General features: G+C 61.8%; 23 protein-coding genes. 7 read left to right on the top strand and 16 right to left on the bottom strand.

Translation table 11 applies throughout. From position 1 onward, the window contains the following. Positions 1-6 precede the first annotated feature (6 nt). Genes BLU74_RS12950 through cbiT form a run of 9 tightly spaced genes read right to left on the bottom strand, consistent with a single transcriptional unit; the run spans position 7 to position 7,439 of the window. Complete coding sequence (locus BLU74_RS12950) at positions 7-1,233, bottom strand: CbiX/SirB N-terminal domain-containing protein (protein WP_089767956.1); 1,227 nt, start codon at positions 1,231-1,233, stop codon at positions 7-9. Beyond that, complete coding sequence (locus BLU74_RS12945) at positions 1,230-1,946, bottom strand: cobalamin biosynthesis protein (protein WP_089767954.1); 717 nt, start codon at positions 1,944-1,946, stop codon at positions 1,230-1,232. The genes BLU74_RS12950 and BLU74_RS12945 overlap by 4 nt, the downstream gene beginning before the upstream one ends. After that, entirely contained in the window at positions 1,939-2,202 is a 264-nt protein-coding gene (locus tag BLU74_RS12940) for a ferredoxin (RefSeq protein WP_089767952.1), read from the bottom strand. The genes BLU74_RS12945 and BLU74_RS12940 overlap by 8 nt, the downstream gene beginning before the upstream one ends. After that, positions 2,192-3,268: a precorrin-3B C(17)-methyltransferase gene (cobJ, locus tag BLU74_RS12935; RefSeq protein ID WP_089767950.1), complete on the bottom strand. Its 1,077-nt coding sequence runs from the start codon at positions 3,266-3,268 to the stop codon at positions 2,192-2,194. The genes BLU74_RS12940 and cobJ overlap by 11 nt, the downstream gene beginning before the upstream one ends. 2 nt (positions 3,269-3,270) lie before the next feature. Next, positions 3,271-4,170: a precorrin-3B C(17)-methyltransferase gene (locus BLU74_RS12930; protein ID WP_089767948.1), complete on the bottom strand. Its 900-nt coding sequence runs from the start codon at positions 4,168-4,170 to the stop codon at positions 3,271-3,273. Between the two features lies 1 nt (position 4,171). After that, entirely contained in the window at positions 4,172-5,152 is a 981-nt protein-coding gene (gene cbiG / locus BLU74_RS12925) for a cobalt-precorrin 5A hydrolase (RefSeq protein ID WP_089767946.1), read from the bottom strand. 3 nt (positions 5,153-5,155) lie between these two features. Continuing rightward, positions 5,156-6,022, bottom strand: a complete 867-nt coding sequence (locus BLU74_RS12920; protein WP_089767941.1) for a cobalt-precorrin-4/precorrin-4 C(11)-methyltransferase — start codon at positions 6,020-6,022, stop codon at positions 5,156-5,158. Beyond that, complete coding sequence (locus BLU74_RS12915; RefSeq protein ID WP_089767939.1) at positions 6,019-6,873, bottom strand: cobalt-factor II C(20)-methyltransferase; 855 nt, start codon at positions 6,871-6,873, stop codon at positions 6,019-6,021. Before BLU74_RS12915 ends, BLU74_RS12920 begins: the two co-directional genes overlap by 4 nt. Further along, positions 6,870-7,439 carry a precorrin-6Y C5,15-methyltransferase (decarboxylating) subunit CbiT gene (gene cbiT / locus BLU74_RS12910; protein WP_089767937.1) on the bottom strand — a complete coding sequence of 190 codons (570 nt, stop codon included), beginning with the start codon at positions 7,437-7,439 and terminating at the stop codon, positions 6,870-6,872. The genes BLU74_RS12915 and cbiT overlap by 4 nt, the downstream gene beginning before the upstream one ends. Before the next feature lie 147 nt (positions 7,440-7,586). On the opposite strand from cbiT, the gene BLU74_RS12905 reads away from it, so the two are divergent. Then, positions 7,587-8,402, top strand: a complete 816-nt coding sequence (locus BLU74_RS12905) for a DUF7839 domain-containing protein (RefSeq protein ID WP_089767935.1) — start codon at positions 7,587-7,589, stop codon at positions 8,400-8,402. A gap of 88 nt (positions 8,403-8,490) precedes the next feature. Here the strand turns inward: BLU74_RS12905 and BLU74_RS12900 are convergent, their stop codons facing one another. The 4 genes from BLU74_RS12900 to BLU74_RS12885 are packed head-to-tail and all read right to left on the bottom strand — an operon-like array spanning position 8,491 to position 11,513. Then, on the bottom strand, positions 8,491-8,826 hold the full coding sequence (locus BLU74_RS12900) for a DUF3784 domain-containing protein (protein WP_089767932.1): 336 nt from the start codon (positions 8,824-8,826) through the stop codon (positions 8,491-8,493). After that, a complete protein-coding gene (locus BLU74_RS12895) occupies positions 8,823-9,527 on the bottom strand; it encodes a class I SAM-dependent methyltransferase (protein ID WP_245705797.1) in 705 nt (234 codons plus the stop codon). Before BLU74_RS12895 ends, BLU74_RS12900 begins: the two co-directional genes overlap by 4 nt. A gap of 34 nt (positions 9,528-9,561) precedes the next feature. Continuing rightward, positions 9,562-9,873: a DUF7562 family protein gene (locus BLU74_RS12890; protein ID WP_089767930.1), complete on the bottom strand. Its 312-nt coding sequence runs from the start codon at positions 9,871-9,873 to the stop codon at positions 9,562-9,564. Continuing rightward, positions 9,870-11,513, bottom strand: coding sequence for an NADH-quinone oxidoreductase subunit D (locus BLU74_RS12885; RefSeq protein WP_089768175.1), 1,644 nt, complete (start codon positions 11,511-11,513; stop codon positions 9,870-9,872). Before BLU74_RS12885 ends, BLU74_RS12890 begins: the two co-directional genes overlap by 4 nt. A 235-nt stretch (positions 11,514-11,748) precedes the next feature. Here BLU74_RS12885 and BLU74_RS12880 point away from each other — a divergent pair, with 235 nt between their 5' ends. Further along, a complete protein-coding gene (locus tag BLU74_RS12880) occupies positions 11,749-12,405 on the top strand; it encodes a helix-turn-helix domain-containing protein (protein ID WP_089767928.1) in 657 nt (218 codons plus the stop codon). Between the two features lie 201 nt (positions 12,406-12,606). Beyond that, a complete protein-coding gene (locus BLU74_RS12875) occupies positions 12,607-13,500 on the top strand; it encodes an alpha/beta fold hydrolase (RefSeq protein WP_089767925.1) in 894 nt (297 codons plus the stop codon). A 700-nt stretch (positions 13,501-14,200) separates the two neighbouring features. Here the strand turns inward: BLU74_RS12875 and BLU74_RS12865 are convergent. Beyond that, a complete protein-coding gene (locus BLU74_RS12865) occupies positions 14,201-14,875 on the bottom strand; it encodes a helix-turn-helix domain-containing protein (protein WP_089767923.1) in 675 nt (224 codons plus the stop codon). A 188-nt stretch (positions 14,876-15,063) separates the two neighbouring features. Between BLU74_RS12865 and BLU74_RS12860 the strand changes: the two genes are divergently transcribed. From BLU74_RS12860 to BLU74_RS19350, 3 genes are all read left to right on the top strand, one after another. After that, positions 15,064-16,014 carry a quinone oxidoreductase family protein gene (locus BLU74_RS12860; protein ID WP_217635377.1) on the top strand — a complete coding sequence of 317 codons (951 nt, stop codon included), beginning with the start codon at positions 15,064-15,066 and terminating at the stop codon, positions 16,012-16,014. 343 nt (positions 16,015-16,357) lie between these two features. Further along, positions 16,358-16,654, top strand: a complete 297-nt coding sequence (locus BLU74_RS19355; protein WP_245705796.1) for a hypothetical protein — start codon at positions 16,358-16,360, stop codon at positions 16,652-16,654. Between the two features lie 87 nt (positions 16,655-16,741). Continuing rightward, positions 16,742-16,954 (top strand): hypothetical protein, encoded by a 213-nt coding sequence (locus BLU74_RS19350; protein ID WP_245705795.1) that lies wholly within the window; start codon positions 16,742-16,744, stop codon positions 16,952-16,954. 223 nt (positions 16,955-17,177) lie between these two features. Here the strand turns inward: BLU74_RS19350 and BLU74_RS12850 are convergent, their stop codons facing one another. Beyond that, positions 17,178-18,638 carry a DNA methyltransferase family protein gene (locus BLU74_RS12850; protein WP_139175767.1) on the bottom strand — a complete coding sequence of 487 codons (1,461 nt, stop codon included), beginning with the start codon at positions 18,636-18,638 and terminating at the stop codon, positions 17,178-17,180. A 735-nt stretch (positions 18,639-19,373) separates the two neighbouring features. Here BLU74_RS12850 and BLU74_RS12835 point away from each other — a divergent pair. After that, the gene (locus BLU74_RS12835; protein WP_089767915.1) at positions 19,374-20,099 is read left to right on the top strand and encodes an SDR family NAD(P)-dependent oxidoreductase; all 726 of its coding nucleotides are present in this window, start codon (positions 19,374-19,376) and stop codon (positions 20,097-20,099) included. A gap of 11 nt (positions 20,100-20,110) precedes the next feature. Here the strand turns inward: BLU74_RS12835 and BLU74_RS12830 are convergent, their stop codons facing one another. Then, complete coding sequence (locus BLU74_RS12830; protein WP_089767912.1) at positions 20,111-20,926, bottom strand: polysaccharide deacetylase family protein; 816 nt, start codon at positions 20,924-20,926, stop codon at positions 20,111-20,113. Positions 20,927-20,930: the final 4 nt, after the last annotated feature.

The raw sequence follows: 20,930 nt of genomic DNA, 5'->3' as shown, positions 1-20,930 counted from the left end.
GTGTGGTTACAGTGTTTGATCGACGAGGTCCGAGACGATACGGTCCCGATCAAGATGGGACGAAACGATTCGCTCCGCGTCGGTCTGGTCGACATCCCCGTACCAGACACCGTCGGGATAGACGGCGACGATGGGGCCGTCGCCACAGCGGCCGAGACACGACGAACGCGTGATTCGGGCGTCACAGGCGTCAGAGTCACGGCCCTCCTGTCGCAACCGTTCCAGAACGGCTGGTGAACCGTCGGCGGCACAGGTCTGGTTCGTACAGACCGCGACGTGTTTCTCCGGTGCGTCGTGTGCGTGAGGTTGGGCGTCCACGTCATCGCGATCTGCGTGTGATTCCTGGTGTGTCAGCGCCCGAAGCATCGCTCTCGCACCGCCGACGTCCTCCTCGTACCCGTCGAGTTCCACCTTGTATTTGCAGGTGTCACAGGACATGTCTACGCTGTCGGTCCGAGCTTCCTGCCACCGATCACCGAGCACGTCCAGAATTCGAGTGTCGGTCCCAAGCGGGTCGCCCGCACCGGCGTCGACGTACGGATATTCGTCGTCGAACTCGGCGGCACCGTCGCGGATACGTCCGGTGAGAACGCCGTCTCCCAGCATATACGGGAGTACCACCACGGCGTCTGGACGGTTTTTCGCCACTGTATGGAGCGTCTCCTCGAGGCGCGGCTCGGTAACACCGATGAACGAGGTTTCGACACGATCGAAGGCGCGCCCCTCGTACAGTAACCGGGCGAGTTTGTGTGCGTCACTGTTCGCGTCCGGGTCGCTGGAGCCACGGGCACAGAGGACGACCGCGACGTCTGCTTCGTCACGGTCGACCCCCAGCTCCGCTTCTACAGCCGCGGCCCGATCGTCAAGGAGGTCTACGAGTGCGGGATGTACCCCAAGATGTGCACCGTTGTGGATTGTGATCCCAGGGTGTTCTGCGCGGGCGTTCTGGACTGCCAGTGGCACGTCGTTCTTGACATGACTGGCTGCGAAGAGCGATAGCTGGACGACGGTGATTCGCGAGACACTCGAGGCGAGGCCTGCGATGGCGTCGGGGATCGACGGTTTCGCGAGTTCGAGGAACCCTGCGTCGACCGGGACGCCGAGTCGGCCTTCGAGGTCGGCCGCGAGCCTGCGAACCTGTTCGTTCGACTTCTCGCGGCGAGATCCGTGACCGACCAGCAGGACGGCTTCGTCGTCGAGGCCGATCGAGGTGGCTGTCGCGTTCGTGGTCATCGGGAGAGTTCGCCTACCTCGCTACCGTTTGCGCGTTCGACGCTCCGACGGAGTTTCTGCCGCCGCTCTGTCGAGTACAGTCCCGACCCGTCGCTGCCGGCGTACACCCATCGGGCAAACGCTGCCGTGTCCGCATCATCGCTCAGACCGAACCAGTAGCCACCGGAAGACGTCTCGGAGAGGTCGTCGGCCGGAACGTGGGGATCAGCGGCGGCGAGGTGCGACTGAACCGTCCGAAGGAGGGCGTCGTCGTCGTGGACGAACGAGACACCGACAGACCCCGAGGACTCTCGGAAACAGATGGTGCCACAGGCTTCGAGTAATCCACGAACGAGCTGTGGACGGTACTCTGAGAACGTGTCGAACCGGTATCCACCGGGCTGTCCGTCGATTGGAAGCCCAAGTGCGGCACTCGCACGCTCGGCCAGCGTCCCGAATACCTGCAACTGGTACTCGTCGTCGAACCGGACGATCGAGGCGTTGTGCGCCGACTCCCGGGCGGTGATTCGATGGTCGTGATCCGTTCGACCGGTGCCGGCAATCGCTGCGAGCGCGTCGGCCGAGGTCTCGTCTGTCGTCCGAACGGTCACACAGTCCTCGGTCAGTTCGCCATCACCGGCTACGCGTCCCCAGAAATACGCCGTGGCCGGTGTCGAGGCGAGCAAATCCTCGACTGGGTCCGGCGTCGTGGATCGTCGGCTCGCGTCACTCATTGTCTTCCCCCGTCAGGACCTCGATCGCGTCGACCGGGCAGGCGCGGGCCGCCTGTTCGGCTGCCGTCAGCTGCCCGTCGGTGAACGTCACGACCTCCGCTCCGTCCATAGTTCGCTTCTGATGACTCCCGTCGTCGCCCCCGTCGATAGTCGCCAGCCCGTCGGAGGCCTCGACGAAGCGGTCGTCCCGGGCGAGGCAAGCGAACACGCCATCGCAGGCGCTACGGTCGAGCCGCACCTGGTATTCAGTAGTCATACTTTGACTGGTATCCCCGCGGCGTCACCATCCGATCGTCCCAGACGTACGTTTCCTCGTTTCCGACGAGGATCGTCGTCGTCATATCGATGAGGTCAGTCTCGCCGAGTTCCTCGAGCTCGCCGAGTTCGACGATCTCAACCTCTTCGTCGTCGCGGCCCGCCCCGTGGACAACTCCGACGGGCGTGTCGGGCGCGCGGTGCGCTAAGAGAATCTCACAGCACTTCTGGAAGTTCTCCCGTCGCTTGCGGCTCCAGGGATTGTAGATCGCGATCGTGAAGCCCTCCTTAGCTGCCGCGTGGAGCCGTGATTCGATGGTTGGCATCGACGTCAGGTGGTCCGACAGGGAGAGACTGACCGTGTCGTTCACGAGCGGTGCGCCCAACCGCGCGCCACAGGACTGGGCTGCGGGGACGCCGGGAACGACCTCGAAGTCGACCATACTCGCGGTCGCGCCTTTCGACTCAAGTATCTCCAGGGCCAGACCGGCCAGCGCGTAGACGTTCGGATCGCCGCTTCCGATGATGGCGACGTCGGTACCCGCGAGTGCGCGGTCGATCGCTTCCTCTGTGCGAGACACCTCGCCACACATCGGCGTGTCGTACAGTTCCTCTGCCGACTCCGTGACTTCTTCTGGCAGGAGTTCAATGTACGTGGTGTACCCGACGATATGCTCTGCGTCGAGCAGCGCCCCCCGGGCACGCTGGGTCATCCCCTCTGGCTGTCCAGGACCTAAGCCAACGGCGACGAGTCGTCCGGGATCCGCCTCGAAGTCGTCGACAGTAGACCCGACCTTCTCTTCGGTTGCCGACTTCTTCGAACTGCCGCATCCAGCACTCGACGACGTCGTGGATCCGCCACACGTCGACGTGCTCTCATCAGCGTCTGTCGCCGTTCCGGCCGCGCTCGAAACGCCACCGTCGGTCTCGGCGTCCGGCGTCGACCCTCCGCATTTCGACCCCGGTTTGGTGTCAGTCGCAGTTTCACCCGCGTTCGACTCGTCGCTCGCGCCGCAGTTGGTTTCGGTGTCTGTGCTCGTCTCAGTAGTGGTGTCGTCAGTGCTCATTGTCAGAAATCGTCGACGTCACGCCCGCCGCGCGGGGTGACGAGGTGGTTGCCGTAGTCGTTCTCCCAGACCGTCGTCTCCTGGGTGCCGATCAGAATGGACGTCCCCATCCCGCCGACCTCGTCGTCGTGGTCGTTCGCCTCGCCGAGGGTGGTGATGGTGTGTGTCTCGTCGTCCAGATTTCGACCTGCGTCGCCGCGGCCGGCGTCGTTGAAAATGCCGACCGGTACGTCGTCGGCTCGTTCCTCGCGAACCACGTCGATCGCGCGCTGATAGTCACGCCAGCAGTTGTAGAGGACGATGACGAACCCACTGATCGCCGCGGCTCGCAGTTTCTCTTCGATCTCGTCCCATCCGCGCCACTTGTCGGACAGCGAGACCGTACAGAAGTCGTTCGACAGCGGTGCGCCGAGGTTCGCCGCGCCACCGAGTGCCGCCGTCACACCGGGGACGACCTCGATGGGCACGTCGTACGCCTCGTCCGCCTCGGCCATCGTGTACAGGAGGTCGCTCTTGCCGTAGACGTTCGGATCGCCGCCAGAAACGTGGGCAACGTCCTCGCCGGCCCGGACACGCTGGAACGCCTCACGGGCCAGTTCGACCTGCTTCCCCATCGTCGACCGGATGAGAGTCTGGCGGCTTCCCCCTGGCCGTTCGAGGACGGTTCCGGACTCCTCGCCCGCCGCCGTTCCCCCATCAGGTGCGGCTTCCACCTCGGCGTTTTCTGGGGGGAGCGTTCCGTCGCGACGGAGGAACTCCTGATAGAGGTTCGATGCGATGACGCAATCGGCGGTGGTGATGACGTCCTTGGCTCGCTGGGTCATCGCGTGCGGCAGTCCGGGGCCGATGCCAACGACGAACAGGGTCCCCATCGCGTCGGCGGCGGTCTCTCTGCCACCCATATTACCGCCCCACCGCGACGGTCACGGCGTCGTCGAACCGCTCTTTCTTCCGGGCGAGGTCGTGCTCTCGGCCGCCGGCAATAGCCGACGCTTCAGCGATACCCGGCCAGCCGATGAGTTCCTTCGACCGCGAGGGCGAGGGCCCCTCGAACGCCTCCAGCGTTTCCTTCTCGAAGAGGACGACTCCCGCACCGATCTCCTGTGCCGCCTCGTACAGTCCTTCTTCACCCTCCTTTCGGGTGCCGGTCGCGACGAATTCCACGGCCGAGAACTCCAGATCCAGGTCGTCAAGGACAGCCTCCCAGGCATCGAGTATCTGCGCTTTCTTCACCCCCGAGACGGTCCCGGTCCCGAGGACGACACCGGGTTCACCGTTGCGCTTGAGAACGGTCACGTCGTCGCCGACGAGGACCGCTCGGGGGCCGTCGAGACGGGTGACCGGACCGAGTTCATCGTTCAACACGGCGAGGTTCGTCGCGACCGTCGAATCGCCGTTGACGACGTGGGTGTCGAGCGCCTTCGCCTTGCTCTCGACGCCCTGCTTGCCCGCAGCCTCGCTCGCGGTCGTCATCGCCGGGACTGCGCCCAGTTGGGAGAGGTCGTGGGCGACCTGATTCGCACCGTGGTGCCCACCCGTGATCGGGATTGCCCACGTGAGTTCCTCATCGACGACGACGATAGCGGGATCGTCCCACTTGTCGTCGAGGAGCGGCGCAGTCTTGCGCATCGCGATCCCCGAGGCCATCAACCCGACAAAGCAATCGTACTCTCCCCAGTGTGCCGCAAACACGTCGCCGTGGTACTCGATGATATCCACGCGCTCGTATGCCCCGCCGATTTCTGCCTCGATCTCGCGAGCGGTGTCGAGTTTTCGTTCGAAGCTGATGATCGCGATTTCCTCGGCCACCTCGCCGTCGGAGTCCGGCGTCGCACAGTGGCCGTCCGATTCACCCGATTCCGGTTCGTTCGTGTCAGTACTCATAAATTAATCGTCTGCTTCGCTCTCAGTGGAACTGCGGTTCGCCCAGTCACCGTACAAGTAGGAACGCTCGTACCCCGCTTTTCGCGCCGCGTCGCCGATGATGACAAGCGCGGACGCACGGTAGCCGGCTGCCTCAAGACGCTCGCCGATCGTTCCGATGGTCCCCTCGATGATCTCCTCGTCCGGCCACGAGGCGTGATAAATCACGGTTACCGGCGTTTCCGGGTCGTGACCGTCTTCGAGGAGGCGGTCCATCATCTCGTCGACCGCGTGGGTGCCGAGGTAGATGCAGGTCGTCACGTCGCCCATCTCGACGAACTCGCCGATGTGATCGTCTTCGGGATCGAGGGTCTGCCCCTGAGGGCGGGTGAAGGCGACGTGGTTGGCCACGCCGTTCAGCGTGAGCTGGGTCCGAAGCGTAGCACTTGCGGCGAACGCAGCGGTCACACCCGGAACGATGTAGGTCGGCACCCCCTCGTGTTCTAGGGCGTCCATCTGCTCCAGCGCTGCTCCGTAGATTGCTGGGTCGCCGCTGTGGAGACGGACGACCGTCCGCCCCGCCTCGTAGGCGTCCCGCATCAGCGGGACCAACTCCTCTAGGTCCTTACCGATGCTCGACACCTGTTCGGCGCTCGCACCGTATTCGTCGAGGAGTTCACTGTTGACCAGCGATCCGGCGTGGACGATGAGATCTGCCGCCTCGACCAGCTCTCTACCGGTGACAGTGAGGAGCCCTGGGTCGCCGGGACCGGCACCGATGAACGGGATCCCCTCCTGCCTCTCGCCAGCAGTTCGGTCCTCGATCCGAGGGTCCCGCTCCACCGCCCGGGTGTCCGCCTCCGCATCGATAGCGTCTTGCGGGTCGGTCATCGCGGCGGGGCCTCCGGGACTTCGTCGCCGCAGGCTTCACCTTCGGCCCGCTCTATCGACACAGTATCACGCCGAAACTCCTCCCCGGACCAGGGCTCTGTGGCAGGCTTCGCCCCGCCATCGGTCTTCGCCCTCGTTCCAGTGCCGGCGTTACTCTCCGATTCGGGCCCCTCGAAGGCCGCAGTCGCCGGCTCTGAACCGAGATCGCGTTTCTCCGCGTAGGCCAGCGTGTAGTAGTCGCGTTCAGTCAGCGTTTCGGGATCGTCGGTCACGACCGTCTCGCCTTCCTCCATATACAGTCGGCGGCCGTACATCACGTCATAGCCCGCCTCGACGAGCTGCTCGTGAGTCGTCGGGACGTCGGTGACTTTGAACAGAATCATCCGATCCGGCCCAGTAGGTGCTGCACCACGAGCGGCCTCGTGGAGCGCGAGACTCGCCCCGGAAGAAATCTCGACGCCAAGGGCCGTGGTAAAGGCCGTTACGGCGCTCACCCCGGGGACGACCTCGATGTCGACATCAGGGTGAAACGCGGCGAGTGTTCGACGCAAGTGCCCGAACGTCGAATAGATATTCGGATCACCGAGCGTGACGAACGCCACAGTTCCGTCGCGAGCGCGCGGTGCGATCTCTTCAGCGGCCTCGCGCCACGCTCGCCGGAGCTCGTCCTCGTCGCGAGTCATCGGGAAGTCGACGTCACCGATTCGGTCTCTGGGGACGTGCTCGGTCGCAACCGACCGAGAGAGACGTCCTGGCGAGTAGACGACGTCCGCCGCTTCGAGGACGCGACGTCCACGGACGGTTACAAGGTCGGCGTCGCCGGGGCCGAGTCCGATACCATAGAGTGTCATCGCGGTCCCCCGTCTGCCGCGACCGCACCGGTCCCACCCACCAGCATATACACCGGGTTGTCGGCATTGAAACTCGTCGCGCCGGCGAGTTCGTATCCACGACTCACCTGGAACTGAACGACGTCTGCTAGGAGGTCCCGCTCGCGGAACGCCTCAGTGGCGGCTCCAGCCACTTCGAGCCGCGAAACGTTCATGACGATACGGTCAACCCCGGTTTCGACTGCCTTGTCGAGGACCGCCTCGTAGTTTCGGCTGCCGCCGATGAACAGGGTGTCTGCGTCGTCGGGTAACCCCTCAGGAGCTTCGGCTTCCCGAAGGTCAACATTGCCGGTCACCTCATTGGCAGCGAGATTTTTTCTGGTCGTTTCGATTCGTTCTGCGTTTCGTTCGAGTGCAGTGACCCGACCCGCGCGCCGCGCCGCCTCGATCGTGACGGCGCCGGTACACGAACCGACCTCTGCGAAGTGGTCGGTCGGCCCGAGGTCGAGTTTGCGCAGAAGGACGGCCCTGACCTCCGGTTTCGTCGGACCGGCCTTCGCATCGTGTGGGAGCGATACGTGTGCCATCGCTGAACACAACTACCGTGAGGCGTAAAACAATTTTGGTTGTCTTAGGGAAAGTTAATTTGATTATATCCCCGCAGCCAGGACACTTTCCCAATCTCACGCGTTCTAAGCCAAAGCTACTTTACTTCGCAGCCCAGAGAAGAGATAATGCCGAAGAACGCGGCCGATCCCGAGGAATTCGGCGTTCTCCAGAGCAAGCGAAACGCCACTCGGTACCAGATCCTCGCTCAGATCGCAGAACGACAACCCGCGGTAAACCAACAAGAGATAGCCGATGCTATCGGGATCACCGCCCAGGCCGTGAGCGACTACCTTCAAGACCTGGTTGAACACGAATACGTCAACAAACACGGCCGTGGTCGATATGAAGTAACCAAAGAAGGGGTCGACTGGCTCATTTCACAGACCGACGAGCTGCGCCACTTCATCGAACATATTTCTGAAGACGTCATTGGACAGGTCGAGGTCGAGACTGCCATCGCGACGACAGCGATCAACGAAGGTGAGAACGTTTCACTGACGATGCAAGAGGGTGTTCTACGGGCTATGTCTGGAGGCACCGGGAGCGCAACTGCAGTTGCAGTGACGAGCGCGGAGGCGGGGCAGGACGTTGGAATTACGAACTTCGACGGGGTCGTCGATTACGACCTAGGTTCGGTGACGATCGTCTCGATCCCACGGGTTCGAAACGGTGGAAGTTCGGCAGTAGATTCCAATCGAATCGCTGAGATGGCCGAAATCCACGATCTGATAGCGGTTGGTGGAGTCGAAGCGATCGCTGTCGCGGCGGCAGCGAATCTCGAGCCGGATATCCGTTTCGGAAGCGCGTCCGCTGTCCAGGAAGCAGCGGCGAAGGGACTCGACACACTGCTTTTATGTTCGACAGATCTGCTCTCGGCACACACCGACAAACTCAGGGAGCAGAATCTCAGCTACGAGGTCGTGGACGTCGCGGACACGTAGCGACTGCAATTCGCGGATCTGTGATCAGCTGAGCTCCATTAATCGGGCGTCAAAAACGATTTGGCGAGCCACTGCATCGTCGATCAACTCACCGCGTCCCGCTCGTTGGGTCCGGTGGCCACGTGTTGAGTCGGTAGACCAATCGCAACACGGCCACCAGAATCGCACTCGCCAGCACGACGCCGAGAACCCTCGGCGGATCCGTCACAGCGGTGATCAGCCCGAACGCGACAACGGCGATCCCGACGCGAAGAACCGTGTTTCCGGCCACCTGCCGGACCACGTCGTCAGGGACACGCGACGTCTCGTCGTAGCCCGCGAGTAGGAACGTCCACCCGCGGAACCTGATCAGTGCTCCGAGAACGGTCAGGACGCCGCCGGCGACGAGCCACTCCACCGCTTTGGAGGCCAACGCACCCGTCATTCAGCACTGCTGTCCGGGCTGATCTCGAAGGTAGTGATCGTCCCGAGAAGTCCAGTAGCGGTGTCTTGGACCGTGAGACCCGCTTCAGCGACGATATCACGGGGCTGTTGATCCCAGCGACAGCCGGTCTGGCTGTAGTGAGCGTCGGTCCGCCACTCCTGATAGCTTGCGATCGGTCCCACGTCACTGCGTCCGTGTTCGACGAGGCGAATCGTCCCCCCGGGCTTACACACCCGAGTCATCTCACGGAGCGCAGCGACCGGGTCGGGGAACGTACACGTCGACAGCGACGAAATCACTGCATCGAAACTGTCGTCGGCAAAGTCGAGGTCCTGCGCATCCATCTGCAATAGCGTGCCGTCGATATCGAGCTCTGCAAGCCGATCTTCGGCTCGGGCCAACATCTGCGGACTGATGTCGATGCCGACGAGTTCGACCGTCTCCGGAAGGTATCGGAAGTTCGTTCCAGTCCCGCAGGCGACATCTAATACCTTTCCGTCGACATCCCCGAACTGCGTGCGACGATAGCGGCCAGTAACGAGGTGAGCGAGCCAGTCGAACCGGTGGATCCAGTCAGCGTACTCGGCGTACGATTCTTTGATTTCTGCGACCGACATCGGCCGGTTCGACGCCGGGTCGGTCTCGGTTCGAGAGCGGTACTGGTGGGCGGTCATCTGGGTCGTATTGTCTGGTGACGTCATTCCGCTGATGTGATTGCGTCGGGCGTTTGTTCTCTTACGGTTCGTTCCGGGATGGATCCGCATCGTCCGCTGAGAGTTCGCAGTACTGCCTGAGGAACGTCCGTCGGTCGGTCCGACCAGCGCCGGCGGCGATAAGCGTCTCTTCAAGTCCGTCGCGGTTCTGATGACAGCACCCGCTGTGGCAGGGCTTACAGAGGTATTCGAACTCCTTGTCGTCACGGTTCCAGCGGTCGCCCTGTTTGTCGTATTCCCGCGCAGCTTCACGGTCGACCGTCTCGCCGCAGGCGATACAGGTCACTTGCTGGTCGGCGTCTCTCCGCCACGATGTCGGGGTCGGTACCGTCATCGATCCACCTCCCCCATAATCGTGTCCAGACTGCCGAGCGTTGCGACGAGGTCGGCGACGTACTCGCCTTCCGCCATCGCCGGCAGCGCAGACAGGTTCGAGAACGACGGCCCGCGGATCTTGAACCGCGCGGGTGTTTCGGTCCCGTCCGCGCGGATGTAGATCCCGAGTTCGCCTTTTGCGCCCTCGACGGCCCGGTAGCACTCGCCGGACGGTTTCAGCGTCCGTGGCACGTTGGCTTGACAGGTCCGGTCCGCTGCCGGCCAGTCTGAGAGCAGGTCGACGCACTGTTCGACGATGGCTGCTGATTCTTCGATCTCCTGCAGTCGAACGAGCACGCGAGCGAAGTTATCGCAGCCGTCACGGGTGATGACGTTCCACTCGAGACGGTCGTAGTAGCCGTACGGGTCGTCACGTCGGAGGTCGTAGTCGATACCGGAGGCGCGTGCGACCGGTCCGGTGGCTCCATACTGCTTTGCGACTGCCGGCGGGAGTTCGCCGGTGTCGACACACCGTACCTGGAAGACTTCGTTGCTCGTCAGGAGGTCGTGGTACTCGGCGAGTTTCCGCGGCAACTCGTTAGTGAAGGCGCGCACGTCCTCGAGGAACTCCTCACGCGGTTCGGGGAGGTCCCACGCGACGCCGCCGACCCGGAAGAAGTTGAACATCATCCGCTGGCCGGTCAGGTCCTCCAGGAGGTCCTGGACGAGTTCCCGGTCCCGAAACCCGTACATAAACATGGCATTAAACTCACCGCTGACATCCAGCGCGTACATCGCCGTGAACAGCAGGTGCGAGAGGATGCGAGATAGTTCGGCGCTCATCGTCCGGACGACCTGGGCATACTCGGGGACCTCGATCCCGGCCAAATCTTCGATGACGCGGGCGTAGGCCCACTCGTTCAGGAGGCCCGCACCGCCCCAATCCCACCGGTCGGGGTACGGCATAATCTGGTGGCGGTAGGTTCCCTGCTGGCACATCTGTTCCTCACACCGGTGGATGTACCCGATATCCGGCTCGACATCGACGATCGTCTCCCCGTCCAGCGCGACGTCCAGGTGAAGGACCCCGTGCGTAGAGGGATGGTGCGGGCCGATGTTGATGTGCATCGTGTCGGCTCCTTCACGGTGGTCGTCCTGCAACGGGTTCGCGTGCTCGGTGAGCGTCACGAGCTGTGGGCGGGTCTGATCGTACTCAAGCGACAACGGATGCCCCTGCCAGGTCTCCGGGAGGAGAATCCGTCGCAGGTCAGGATGGCATTCGTACTCGATCCCGACCAGATCATAGGCCTCTCGCTCGTGCCACTCGGCTGTCCGGTAGACCGGCGTTGCCGACTCGCTGACAGGGTCGTCCTTCGCTGTCGGGACGACAACCGACAGCTCACGCGTTCGATCGTCGTAGCTCGTGAGGTGGTAGGTCGTCTCGAAGCGGTCTTTGTACTCTTGAGCCGTCACACACGAGCAATGGTCGAACTCCGCCGCTGACCGAAGCGTCGAGAGGACGGCTTGAACCCGGTCGGCACGGATCACGACCGCGGGTGCATTCTCGTGTGTCTCACGGTCGACGACGGCGTCGTTTGGGAGGGCGGCGACCGCCGTCTCCGGGGGACGGAGGGCGGTCGAACGGTGGTGCTGGGACATCGTCCACACGTGTCTGTTTCTGACCGAACGCCGTAGGTACGCTGCCTCACCTGTGATGTGATATAAGTACCAGTAGTGCTGGATCTTCTTCCGGCCTATAGTAGCGTTTGCAAGTCTTCACTCACACGATCGCACGACGGCGTGCGATCGGCTGCGCAATCAGTTGCAAACGCTACTATAGCGGCGTGTCGCTCGACCGCGGAGATTTATCTTCCAACGCCCTGCATATCGGCGTATGCGGTATCTCACGGTGGCAATCAAACCAAACGGGGACGGCGCATTCCATCCACTCGGGGGCGAACTAACGGACGAACCGACGATCGACCGGAAGGCCATCCATCACGTCGAACTCTTGGCCGACGACACCGTGTTGCTACTGGCCGAAGCGAGCGGCAGTCAAGATCGGTACAAACAGATTATGGCGGAGTCCCCGCACGTGATCGATTATCTCACCGCCGGCGACGACCGGTGGATCGCAGTGAGTCAGTTCGACCCGACCGAGGAAGTCCGACGGGCGCTGGAACTCCAACGGGAGTCGTTCCTGGTGATCGATACGCCGATTCGTTTCACCGCCGACGACCATCTCAAAATAACGTACCTCGGGACCGAAGACACCTTCAGAAAGCTGTTCGACTACGTCGACGAGATCGACTCGATGACGGTCGACATTCTCAATATGGGCGAGTACGACGCGGACGAATCGTCTTTCAGTCGGCTGATCACCGCCCGACAAGAAGACATTCTCGAAACTGCGGTCGAACTGGGATATTACCGCGAACCGCGTCAGGCGTCACTCGAGGATATCGGCGAGACGGTTGGGATATCCCCCGGAACAGTGGGAGAGCACCTCCGGAAGGTCGAAGAACGGGTGTTCAGCGAGATGGTACAGTGATGTCATTTGCGAATGCATCCCGAGAACCGTCCGGTGAGTGACCACCGTCGACGGCGTTGGCGTCCGCTCGCCCCGCCGGGATAAAAAGAGCCACACACAGACGGCAGTCAATCTAATCGGATCTGTCGCGTACTGTCACTTCAGACGGCGTCCAAAGGTGGGACAGGCCTCGTAACCGATCGAAATCCGCGACTGAATCAGATGACTGCCACAAAAACACCTCCAGACACTGACGCATCGTTGTTAACTGCTCACGGTGTCGAATCGACCTATCGCGACCTGAATGGCGTCCGATTGCACGTCGTCACAGCCGGCGATCCTGACGGTCTCCTGGTTGTCTTGCTGCACGGGCACCCCGATTTCTGGTACGGCTGGCGCGATCAACTCGTTTCACTCGCCGACGCCGGCTATCGTGTGATCGTCCCGGATCAACGGGGCTGTAACCTGAGCGACGCACCCGACAAAATCGACGCCTACCGGCTGTCGAACCTCGTCGCCGACGTCCGTGAATTAATCCACAGTGAGGGACGCGAGTCGGCGCATATCGTGGGGCACGATTTCGGCGCGTTCGTCGCGTGGAACGTCGCGCTTCGGGAACCGACGGTCGTTGATCGGCTCGGAATCTGTAACGTTCCCCACCCGACGGTGTACCGGGAGACGCTCCGCTCCAGTCTCCGCCAACTCGCGCGGAGTTGGTACGTCTGGTTCTATCAGCTCCCGAAGCTCCCCGAATGGATGCTGCGTCGGAACGAGATGGAGAACATGGTCGCCACGCTCGACATCTCCTCGAATGCCGGAACGTTCGATGCCGAAACGATCGCGCGGTATCGGGCAGCGTGGCGGCACACCGGTATTGAGCCGCGGATAAACTGGTATCGGGCATTCAGGCGGTCCGAGCGTCCGTCACGCGATACGGTCGTCCAGCCAACGCTGATCTGTTGGGGCGAGGACGATGTCGGACTCGTCCCTTCTATGGCGGAGGAAAGCCTCGCGTACTGTGAAACAGGTCAGCTTCAGACATTCCCCGACGCGTCACACTGGGTCCACCACGAGCGCGAGGAGGTCACCGAGGCGCTGCTCGATCACCTCTCGTGAACGGATGGGGTATCAGTACTCGGTCGGGGAGCGACACCGGACCGCCTCAACGATCACAGCGTCGGCCTGGTGATAACTAAGTGGATATATCCGACACAGTTGGCGAGTTGCCCTGCCGACGTTCTGTCCGTATGAGTACTGAAGCCGGGAGTGTTGTAGAGATAGGGGCACCTCAGCCACCGTGGACGATCTACGGACTCCAGTCGTCGGCACTACTTCCCCCGCAAGCCCACCAACCGGTGTCCGACTGGATAGCTCAATGAATCTGAGTGAATCGACACCTGGACGCCAAGGTGGTTTTCACTTACCTTCCTCTGTTAACACGTCGATCGCCGAGCACGTGGCACCGATTTTGTGTACATTCCGGATGCCACTCGCGCAACTCCTCGAACCGGACGTCAGTCTCGGCGTTTTCGCCCTCGCTGCGAGGCTCAGCGGCCTCAACTTCCTCGTGTGCCGACGGGAACGTAACCGTCGTGTGAGAACCGTCACGCTCGGTGATGGGCTGTTCGCCGTCTGCGGGCTCATCGTATTCTCGACTACCCGTTGCTTCCGTATTTCCCGGATGCTACCCTCCGATTGCTCAAACCCAGGAATACGATCGTAATGCTCGGTGGCCGCTTGGCCTGCTTCGTCGCCGTGACGCGGGAGTGAGTCCTGTCAGACCCGGACAACGTATCGTGTCCAGGGCTATACAGCCTCACAGTGACGGCGTGAACGCTGCAAGCCCGGCCCTGACCAGTTTCGCTTCTCCCTTCTGGAGATGTTCGCTCGCCGTGTTCGGTGCACAGCCCAACTCTGCTGCGACGTCAGCGTGTGTCGCTTTCCGCGGCGTGTCGTAGTACCCCAACTCGACAGCCACCTGCAGCGCTTCCTGTTGGCGGTCACTCAGCGTCGTCGATGGATCTACCTCAGCGCTCGGAAACTCCTGAATCGCGTCGATCTGAACGCCCACCGTCGCCGGGAGGCCGTCGATCGTCGACTGTACCGTCTCCGGATCGCCGACGATGTGCCCGTGGATGCAGCCTTCACGGTAGACGAGTGGCCGTCGCACCACCAATCCAGCGCGATCGATCGCCGTCGCGGACCCGCCGAAGATCGGGATCGCCGCGTCCCGCAACGTGACGAGTGCATACGTCACGCCCGTGTCTGTGGCTGCGTGTTCGACCGCTTCGACACCGGTCGTCTCGCGTGCCAACTCGACGAACGTCGCCCCGTCGCCGTCGATCGCGTACAGGTGCGTCGAGCGCACCGACTCGCCGCGGTTCCAATCCATCGCACGTGCCTCGTCGACGGCGGGGGACGCCAGTATGTACCGGAGGAACTCAGGTGCTTGCTCACGCTCCGGACGGACGGTGATCCGGATGTGTTTCATACGTGTCTCGTTTGAGACTCCTCACGGCTGACCAATATAAACCCCTGGAGCATACTCCACAGAATCGCTACGCCGATAGCCCTGTTTGATCCGGGTGTGATGACGACACCCCCAGTCACGATCGGTTGTCAGTTCCGTATCGTTCGGTCCGGTAGCACCGTGGCTTTCCAATCGGAGGTGGGCAAGCGATGAGAGCCGTTCGTTACCACGACCACGGCAGCGCGGACGTCCTCCAGGTCGATGAAGTGGACCGCCCGACCCCCGAACGCGACGAGGTCCTCGTCGAAATCCGGGCTGCCAGCGTCAACCGCGTCGACGTGATGTTCCGCGCTGGCCAGTACGGTGACCTCCCGCTTCCGACGATTCCCGGCGGCGACGGCGCGGGACTCGTTGCGGAGGTCGGAGCGGACGTCGAGGAATTCGAGCCGGGTGACAGCGTCTTCATCTCCGGGATGGATCGGGCCACCGGCGGGACCTTCGCCGAGTACGCTGCCGTCCCAGTTGCAAAGATCGCGCACCTGCCCGATGACGTGGCGTGGACGGTCGGCGCAGCCATCGGTAACGTCGGCGCGACGGCGTGGACGGCGCTGGAAGAACTCGCCGGTATTCAAGCGGGTGATCGCGTCCTCATTCACGGCGGTTCGGGCGGCGTCGGGCACATTGCCGTCCAGATCGCCGCGCACAGTGGCGCGGAGGTGATTGCGACCGCCGGAACCGAAGCCGCTCGCAGCCAACTCAGAGACCTCGGTGCGACCGCTGCACTCGATTACAACAGCGACTCACTCGCCGAGGAAATCCTCGCCGCGACCGACGGCGCCGGCGTGGAAACGATCCTCGATCACCGGCTCGAGGAGTACCTCGACCTGGATCTGGAAGTCGTAACCGAAGGCGGGCAGATCATCAGTACGATGGGGCACATCCCTGAGACGAACGGGCGGCCGTTCTACAACAAAGAAGTGACCATCCAGCCCCTGAAGATGGACAACTGGCCGGATCGGCGTCCAGTCCTGGACCGTCTCGCTCGACTGCTAGAACAGGACGCGGTGACGGCTGTCGTCGCGGAGACGTACGCGTTCGAGAACACCGACGCGCTCACCAGGAGATCCTCGCTGGCGGCTCTCTCGGGAAACTCGTCGTGAAACCCTGAGTGTCGCATTCGACTACCGGAGCCGCCCGGGCGGTGCACGGCGACCGGTCGGCCTGTCGAGGGTGCGTTCGGCTGCTGCTGAGAGCGGCCGTCGCTCGGACCCTCACAGCCACTGGGAGGAGAACCCGTCGTTCTCTCCCATCGACTCCCCCTTCCCGCGTCACTCAATAAGCCGGCGCGGATGCCCCAGGGTATGTCCCCACTCGTCCTCGATATCGAGACGGCAAGCCCGTTCGAAGAGCCGCCCGAGAACACGAACGACTCACAGTACTACGAATGGGTTGCTGTCGGCCTCGCGTACGCGAAGGCGTGGGCGCGACGCCAGAAACCGACGTGTGTTGTTCCGACGCGGCGGTTGGGGCGATACGTACACGATCAACCTCTTCGAACGGTTGTTCGAGTGGTGTGAGGAACGTCCGATCGACCGCCTCCTCACGTACAACGGGGCGTGGTTCGATGGGAAGCACTTACGCACCCGGGCAGCGGCTCTCGACGCCACAGCCGATACAGCGGTGCGAGACCGGACCGAAGCCCTGTTCGAAAGCCACATCGACGTGGCGCTTGCCGCTGCCGACGAATACGCTGCGGAACTCTGGGACGACCAGCACATCCTGCCAGACTGGAAAGCGTAGGACCCCGCCGGAATCGACGACGAAAGCGCGTGGTACGACGATTACACCGTCCCCGACTCGTACCTCTCGGAGAGCGAAAGCCCCGCCGTGCAAGGAAAACATATCGGGCACGTCATCGGCGAACGATACGTCGACAACGTCGAAGCCGGGATCGAAGCGACCAGCGTCCACCGAGAACTCACGCGCCTCTTCGAAGACTACCGTACGAGCGACGTCGCCGACCTGATTGCACTGTACCAGGCTCTCGGGGGGTCTGCGCTGGACGACAGGTACCACGGGCCACCAGCACGGATCATCTGAGGTGACGATCGCAGAGCGGCACGGGTCGCTGTCACCGCAAGAATCCACGAGCGAACGCAGTGAGCGAGCGGGGAGCGAACCGACAAACGGGAGGTTCGCAGGCTTTTGATGCAGCTCTCACCAGCGAGCCGAAGCCGGCGCATTAAAAGGTGCGCACGCAGCGTGCCACGACTGATTCAGTTGCGAAGTCGTGAAACACATATCGTGACTTCCCCGGTGGCAGCTAAGTCAGTGTGTCCACGCAGCTCGTTAACAACTCATACTCGGTGGCGAGCTGTGGTGCTCCGCGTTCCGGATCGTCTGCGGTCGGGCGTGAGCTCATCACGTGTACGACCGGATTATAGTGCGCGACGCCGTTCCGGAGGCTCACTAAGTCTTGGAGCGACGCTCGATACTCAGAGATGGGGATGCCGAGTTCGGAAGTGAGTTCAAGCTCCGTCACGATACTGACGAGGTCACGTAACTGCGCGGTTGCAAGTTCGTCGGCAACAAGATCGTTTGCACCGTATACCCCGAGCGTCACATCAGTTCGTTCGTCCCAGCCTGGAGCCACCTGCCGGATGAACTGCCGCAGCCCGATTTCGAACCGAGCGAACTGGTCGTACAATTGGTGGTAGACCGGGAGTTTGTTCAAATCGTATCGAGTGATGAGGCCGTGCGGTCCAGTCGGCTCACCGACGAAGCAGAACCGTTGCTGTCCGAGTTTTGAGACGACCGTATCCAACCCGGCGTCAAGTGCGACACACCGCATTGTAGGAATCGGTTCGGTAGCCGTGGCGACAGTGGCTCCGTCCTCTACTGTGAGTTCAGCGCGTGATACGAACCCGTGAAGTCCTGCCCGTCGATCCGGATCTTCGTACACGAGCGTAGTGTCGTAGTCCTTTGCAAACAGATCCAAATACACTGATGCGACGTCTCGGTTCGCTGCCACGACATCGAGTTCAGCGGCTGGGGTCATCACTGCTTCCGCCACGCGGCGCTGAGTGTCGTTGTGTGCCGCTGCCACAAGGCTTGATTCGACCTGTTCTGGTTCCGGTTCGTTGACCCGCCTGTCAGGCTCGTATTCTCCTTCGCCTTCACCGGTCACGACAGTCAGCACCCGTGAGTCAGTACCTGCTCCGTCCGCCTCAGTAGGGAGTTCGACGAGGTCGTTCACAAACGGTGCCACGTACTGCTGCGCGGCCGAAGCCGTCCGTTGCGTCGTTAATTCTGGAGCTGTGAGGAACACACCGCGCCCATCAGGACGGAGAAACTGGAGCGCTCGGTCGATATACATCACAGCTGGCACAACCGACCCGTCATCCGGACTAACGTGCCGTAGTGATGCTGCGAATTCACGCCGCCGCTCCGCTGACAACGACTGCCACCCGATAGACGGCGGGTTTGCAACCACGAAATCGAAGGTCCGCTCGACCCCGGGGTCTTCGGCTAAAATCGTTGATTCTACGACGGTTAGGTCACGGTTCCCGTACGCTTCTCGCAGTCGCTGTGCCGTCTCATTGTTCGACGTGACGGCCACACCATTTGGGGGGTCCAGTTGGTTTTGCTCCACATATCGATATACTGCATCAACGACTACCCCGTCCGGACACACCGGGTACAATATCGAATCGAACCGGAGCGTACGCGCATCGGTAAACAACAGGTCTACCATCCGATTCGCAACAGCCTTCGATGTTCGCACAACAGACGCAATATTATGAGACGGCAAAATAGGTTACTGTAGTGTACACCAGACGATGGGATGATCCAATTTCACCCGCTCTCTGGAGTAAGGAACGCCATCCCAAGAACTGGCGTCACAGATAACGCCGTGGCACCGGCAGTGCCGTAGTATTTCGAGGACACTGACGCACGCATCAACGCCAGCGGTGCATTGAGCCGCGTCGCCGACGATTCCCCCGAAACAGGGGCTCTGCTAACACCCCTGTCCATCGCGTTACTCGACGACGAGGGCCCGCACGTCGGTGAGAACGCGTGTAGGGCGCTGGGTTACCGCCACGCTCACGACGCCCGCGCCGCCTTGGCAGAGTGTACACACCGATGCGAACGCCGACGTTCGGACGTACGCCTCGTGAGCACGCAGCCAACGCTCCAAGCGAGGGAGACGCAGCGTTTTGAGCAGCAATCTGTGGGTCTCCACATCTGGATCGAGAGTGCTCACAAGAGCAAATTCGCTGAGCAAGCAGGGATTCACTCTATTCTTCGAATCCTGGCCCACAAGTGAACGAATCCGGTGCGCAGGGTAGCTGATTGTGGTGACAGCACTGGCAGCACTCACTGGCAGTGTACTGACCGAACGAGAAATCGGTGATGCAGGTCATCGAAAACGTGGTGTCGTTCCGGACTGCGTGGCGTGTTCCGAGAGTCGCTGATTGGATCACAACAGATCTTTGATTAGTCGGGATATGGAAGACGTATGCAGTCAAGTGCGCTTGTGACAGGTGCGGCTTCGGGTATTGGGCAAGCGGTGGTCGAGCAGTTTCTGGATGATGGCTCTACCGACCACGTTGCCGCACTCGATATCGATCCGACGATCCACGATACGTTCGATGAGGCTGTATCGACCTCTGTGGTGGATGTGAGTGATCACAAGGAAGTACACGAAGTCGTCGATCAGATCGAGCAAACGCACGATATTACGGCTGTGGTGAATAACGCGGCAATCTCGCGGTACTATTGGCTCGGCGATCTCACCTTTGAGGAGTGGCAAGAGGTTATCAATGTCAATCTCACTGGACAGTATAATGTTGCCCACGCTGTCGGACCGAAAATGTACGAACGTGGTGATGGCGCGATTGTGAACGTTTCTTCCACCGCGGGACAACGAGGGAGCGCGAGCGCAGGCGTCCACTATTCGGCCTCGAAAGCCGGTGTACTCGGACTAACCAAGGGGCTCGCGAAACAGCTTGCTCCCAGTGTACGGGTGAACTCTGTCGTTCCCGGTCTCATCGATACGCCACTCGCGACCGACTCGGAACTTTGGTCCGACGAGGAGTTAGCGGCCTTCGTCGAGCGCCTTCCGGCGGGCCGCCTCGGTGATCCAGACGAAGTCGCTCGTGTGATCCACTTCCTGTGTGGTGAAGGGAGTGCCTATATGACGGGGAGTGTCGTGAACGTCGACGGTGGGTCTGCTCTCGTCTAATCCTGGCGGTGTCAAACACCCTCGGAAACCGCGTCGACGGTCGTAAACTCCACCTCCGGGTACTCGGCAATAGTCTCGATCAGGGAGTCGAGCAGCTCGACCCGATGACTGTACCCCATTATTTGTGGGTGCATCGTCAGTACATAGACTCCGTTATCGACGTTCCGATACATCCACTCGAACTGTGATTGCCACATATCGAACACTGCCGGCTCGTCTGCAAAGCCTCGCTGGCGGTTGAATGCGAACGCGGGGAAGTCGTCCCGTTGCCACGAGACTGGAACCTCGACGATTGCGGACGCCTCGCCTCGCTCGAAAGGTGCATCAGGCGGCGCCTGCCACCCCTTGCGGAGTGGATAGGGATGGAACTCGGTGCCCATCTGACTCGAATCCCATTCGAAATCGAACGCCTCGAGTAGAGAAAGGGTGTTCTCTGAGAAGTCCCACGATGGTGAGCGATATCCCGTCGGGCGGCGGCCGGTAAGCGATTCGATAGCCTCAATGCCTCGTTTGATGTCGGCTCGCTCGCTCGCCTCGTCGGGATATGTGCCCGGTCGCGTGTGTGACCAGCCGTGATGTTGGATGTCGTGGCCGGCCGTCCAGACCGACTCGACGGCGTCAGGGAAGCTCTCGATCGTGTGACCGGGAACGAACCACGTCGTCTCTATGTCGTGCTCGTCGAAGAGGTCGAGCAGACGGGGTGCGCCGGTGTCGACTCCGAACAGTCCACGCGAGAGGTTCGTCGGACTATCCGCCTCGCCGAAGGAGTGAATCCACGAGGAAACACCGTCGAAATCGACAGTGAGACAGACTGTCGCGCGACTCATTGTC

Source organism: Halobellus clavatus, assembly GCF_900107195.1.
GTDB lineage: Archaea > Halobacteriota > Halobacteria > Halobacteriales > Haloferacaceae > Haloquadratum > Haloquadratum clavatum.
The sequence above is the reverse complement of the archived record's forward strand: the minus strand, read 5'-3'. Positions and strand labels throughout refer to the sequence as shown.

Coding starts and splice junctions, on each gene's coding strand:
- BLU74_RS12950 (WP_089767956.1), bottom strand. CDS start 1,233: ATGACCACGAACGCGACAGCCACCTCGATCGGCCTCGACGACGAAGCC.
- BLU74_RS12945 (WP_089767954.1), bottom strand. CDS start 1,946: ATGAGTGACGCGAGCCGACGATCCACGACGCCGGACCCAGTCGAGGAT.
- BLU74_RS12940 (WP_089767952.1), bottom strand. CDS start 2,202: ATGACTACTGAATACCAGGTGCGGCTCGACCGTAGCGCCTGCGATGGC.
- cobJ (WP_089767950.1), bottom strand. CDS start 3,268: ATGAGCACTGACGACACCACTACTGAGACGAGCACAGACACCGAAACC.
- BLU74_RS12930 (WP_089767948.1), bottom strand. CDS start 4,170: ATGGGTGGCAGAGAGACCGCCGCCGACGCGATGGGGACCCTGTTCGTC.
- cbiG (WP_089767946.1), bottom strand. CDS start 5,152: ATGAGTACTGACACGAACGAACCGGAATCGGGTGAATCGGACGGCCAC.
- BLU74_RS12920 (WP_089767941.1), bottom strand. CDS start 6,022: ATGACCGACCCGCAAGACGCTATCGATGCGGAGGCGGACACCCGGGCG.
- BLU74_RS12915 (WP_089767939.1), bottom strand. CDS start 6,873: ATGACACTCTATGGTATCGGACTCGGCCCCGGCGACGCCGACCTTGTA.
- cbiT (WP_089767937.1), bottom strand. CDS start 7,439: ATGGCACACGTATCGCTCCCACACGATGCGAAGGCCGGTCCGACGAAA.
- BLU74_RS12905 (WP_089767935.1), top strand. CDS start 7,587: ATGCCGAAGAACGCGGCCGATCCCGAGGAATTCGGCGTTCTCCAGAGC.
- BLU74_RS12900 (WP_089767932.1), bottom strand. CDS start 8,826: ATGACGGGTGCGTTGGCCTCCAAAGCGGTGGAGTGGCTCGTCGCCGGC.
- BLU74_RS12895 (WP_245705797.1), bottom strand. CDS start 9,527: ATGACGTCACCAGACAATACGACCCAGATGACCGCCCACCAGTACCGC.
- BLU74_RS12890 (WP_089767930.1), bottom strand. CDS start 9,873: ATGACGGTACCGACCCCGACATCGTGGCGGAGAGACGCCGACCAGCAA.
- BLU74_RS12885 (WP_089768175.1), bottom strand. CDS start 11,513: ATGTCCCAGCACCACCGTTCGACCGCCCTCCGTCCCCCGGAGACGGCG.
- BLU74_RS12880 (WP_089767928.1), top strand. CDS start 11,749: ATGCGGTATCTCACGGTGGCAATCAAACCAAACGGGGACGGCGCATTC.
- BLU74_RS12875 (WP_089767925.1), top strand. CDS start 12,607: ATGACTGCCACAAAAACACCTCCAGACACTGACGCATCGTTGTTAACT.
- BLU74_RS12865 (WP_089767923.1), bottom strand. CDS start 14,875: ATGAAACACATCCGGATCACCGTCCGTCCGGAGCGTGAGCAAGCACCT.
- BLU74_RS12860 (WP_217635377.1), top strand. CDS start 15,064: ATGAGAGCCGTTCGTTACCACGACCACGGCAGCGCGGACGTCCTCCAG.
- BLU74_RS12835 (WP_089767915.1), top strand. CDS start 19,374: ATGCAGTCAAGTGCGCTTGTGACAGGTGCGGCTTCGGGTATTGGGCAA.
- BLU74_RS12830 (WP_089767912.1), bottom strand. CDS start 20,926: ATGAGTCGCGCGACAGTCTGTCTCACTGTCGATTTCGACGGTGTTTCC.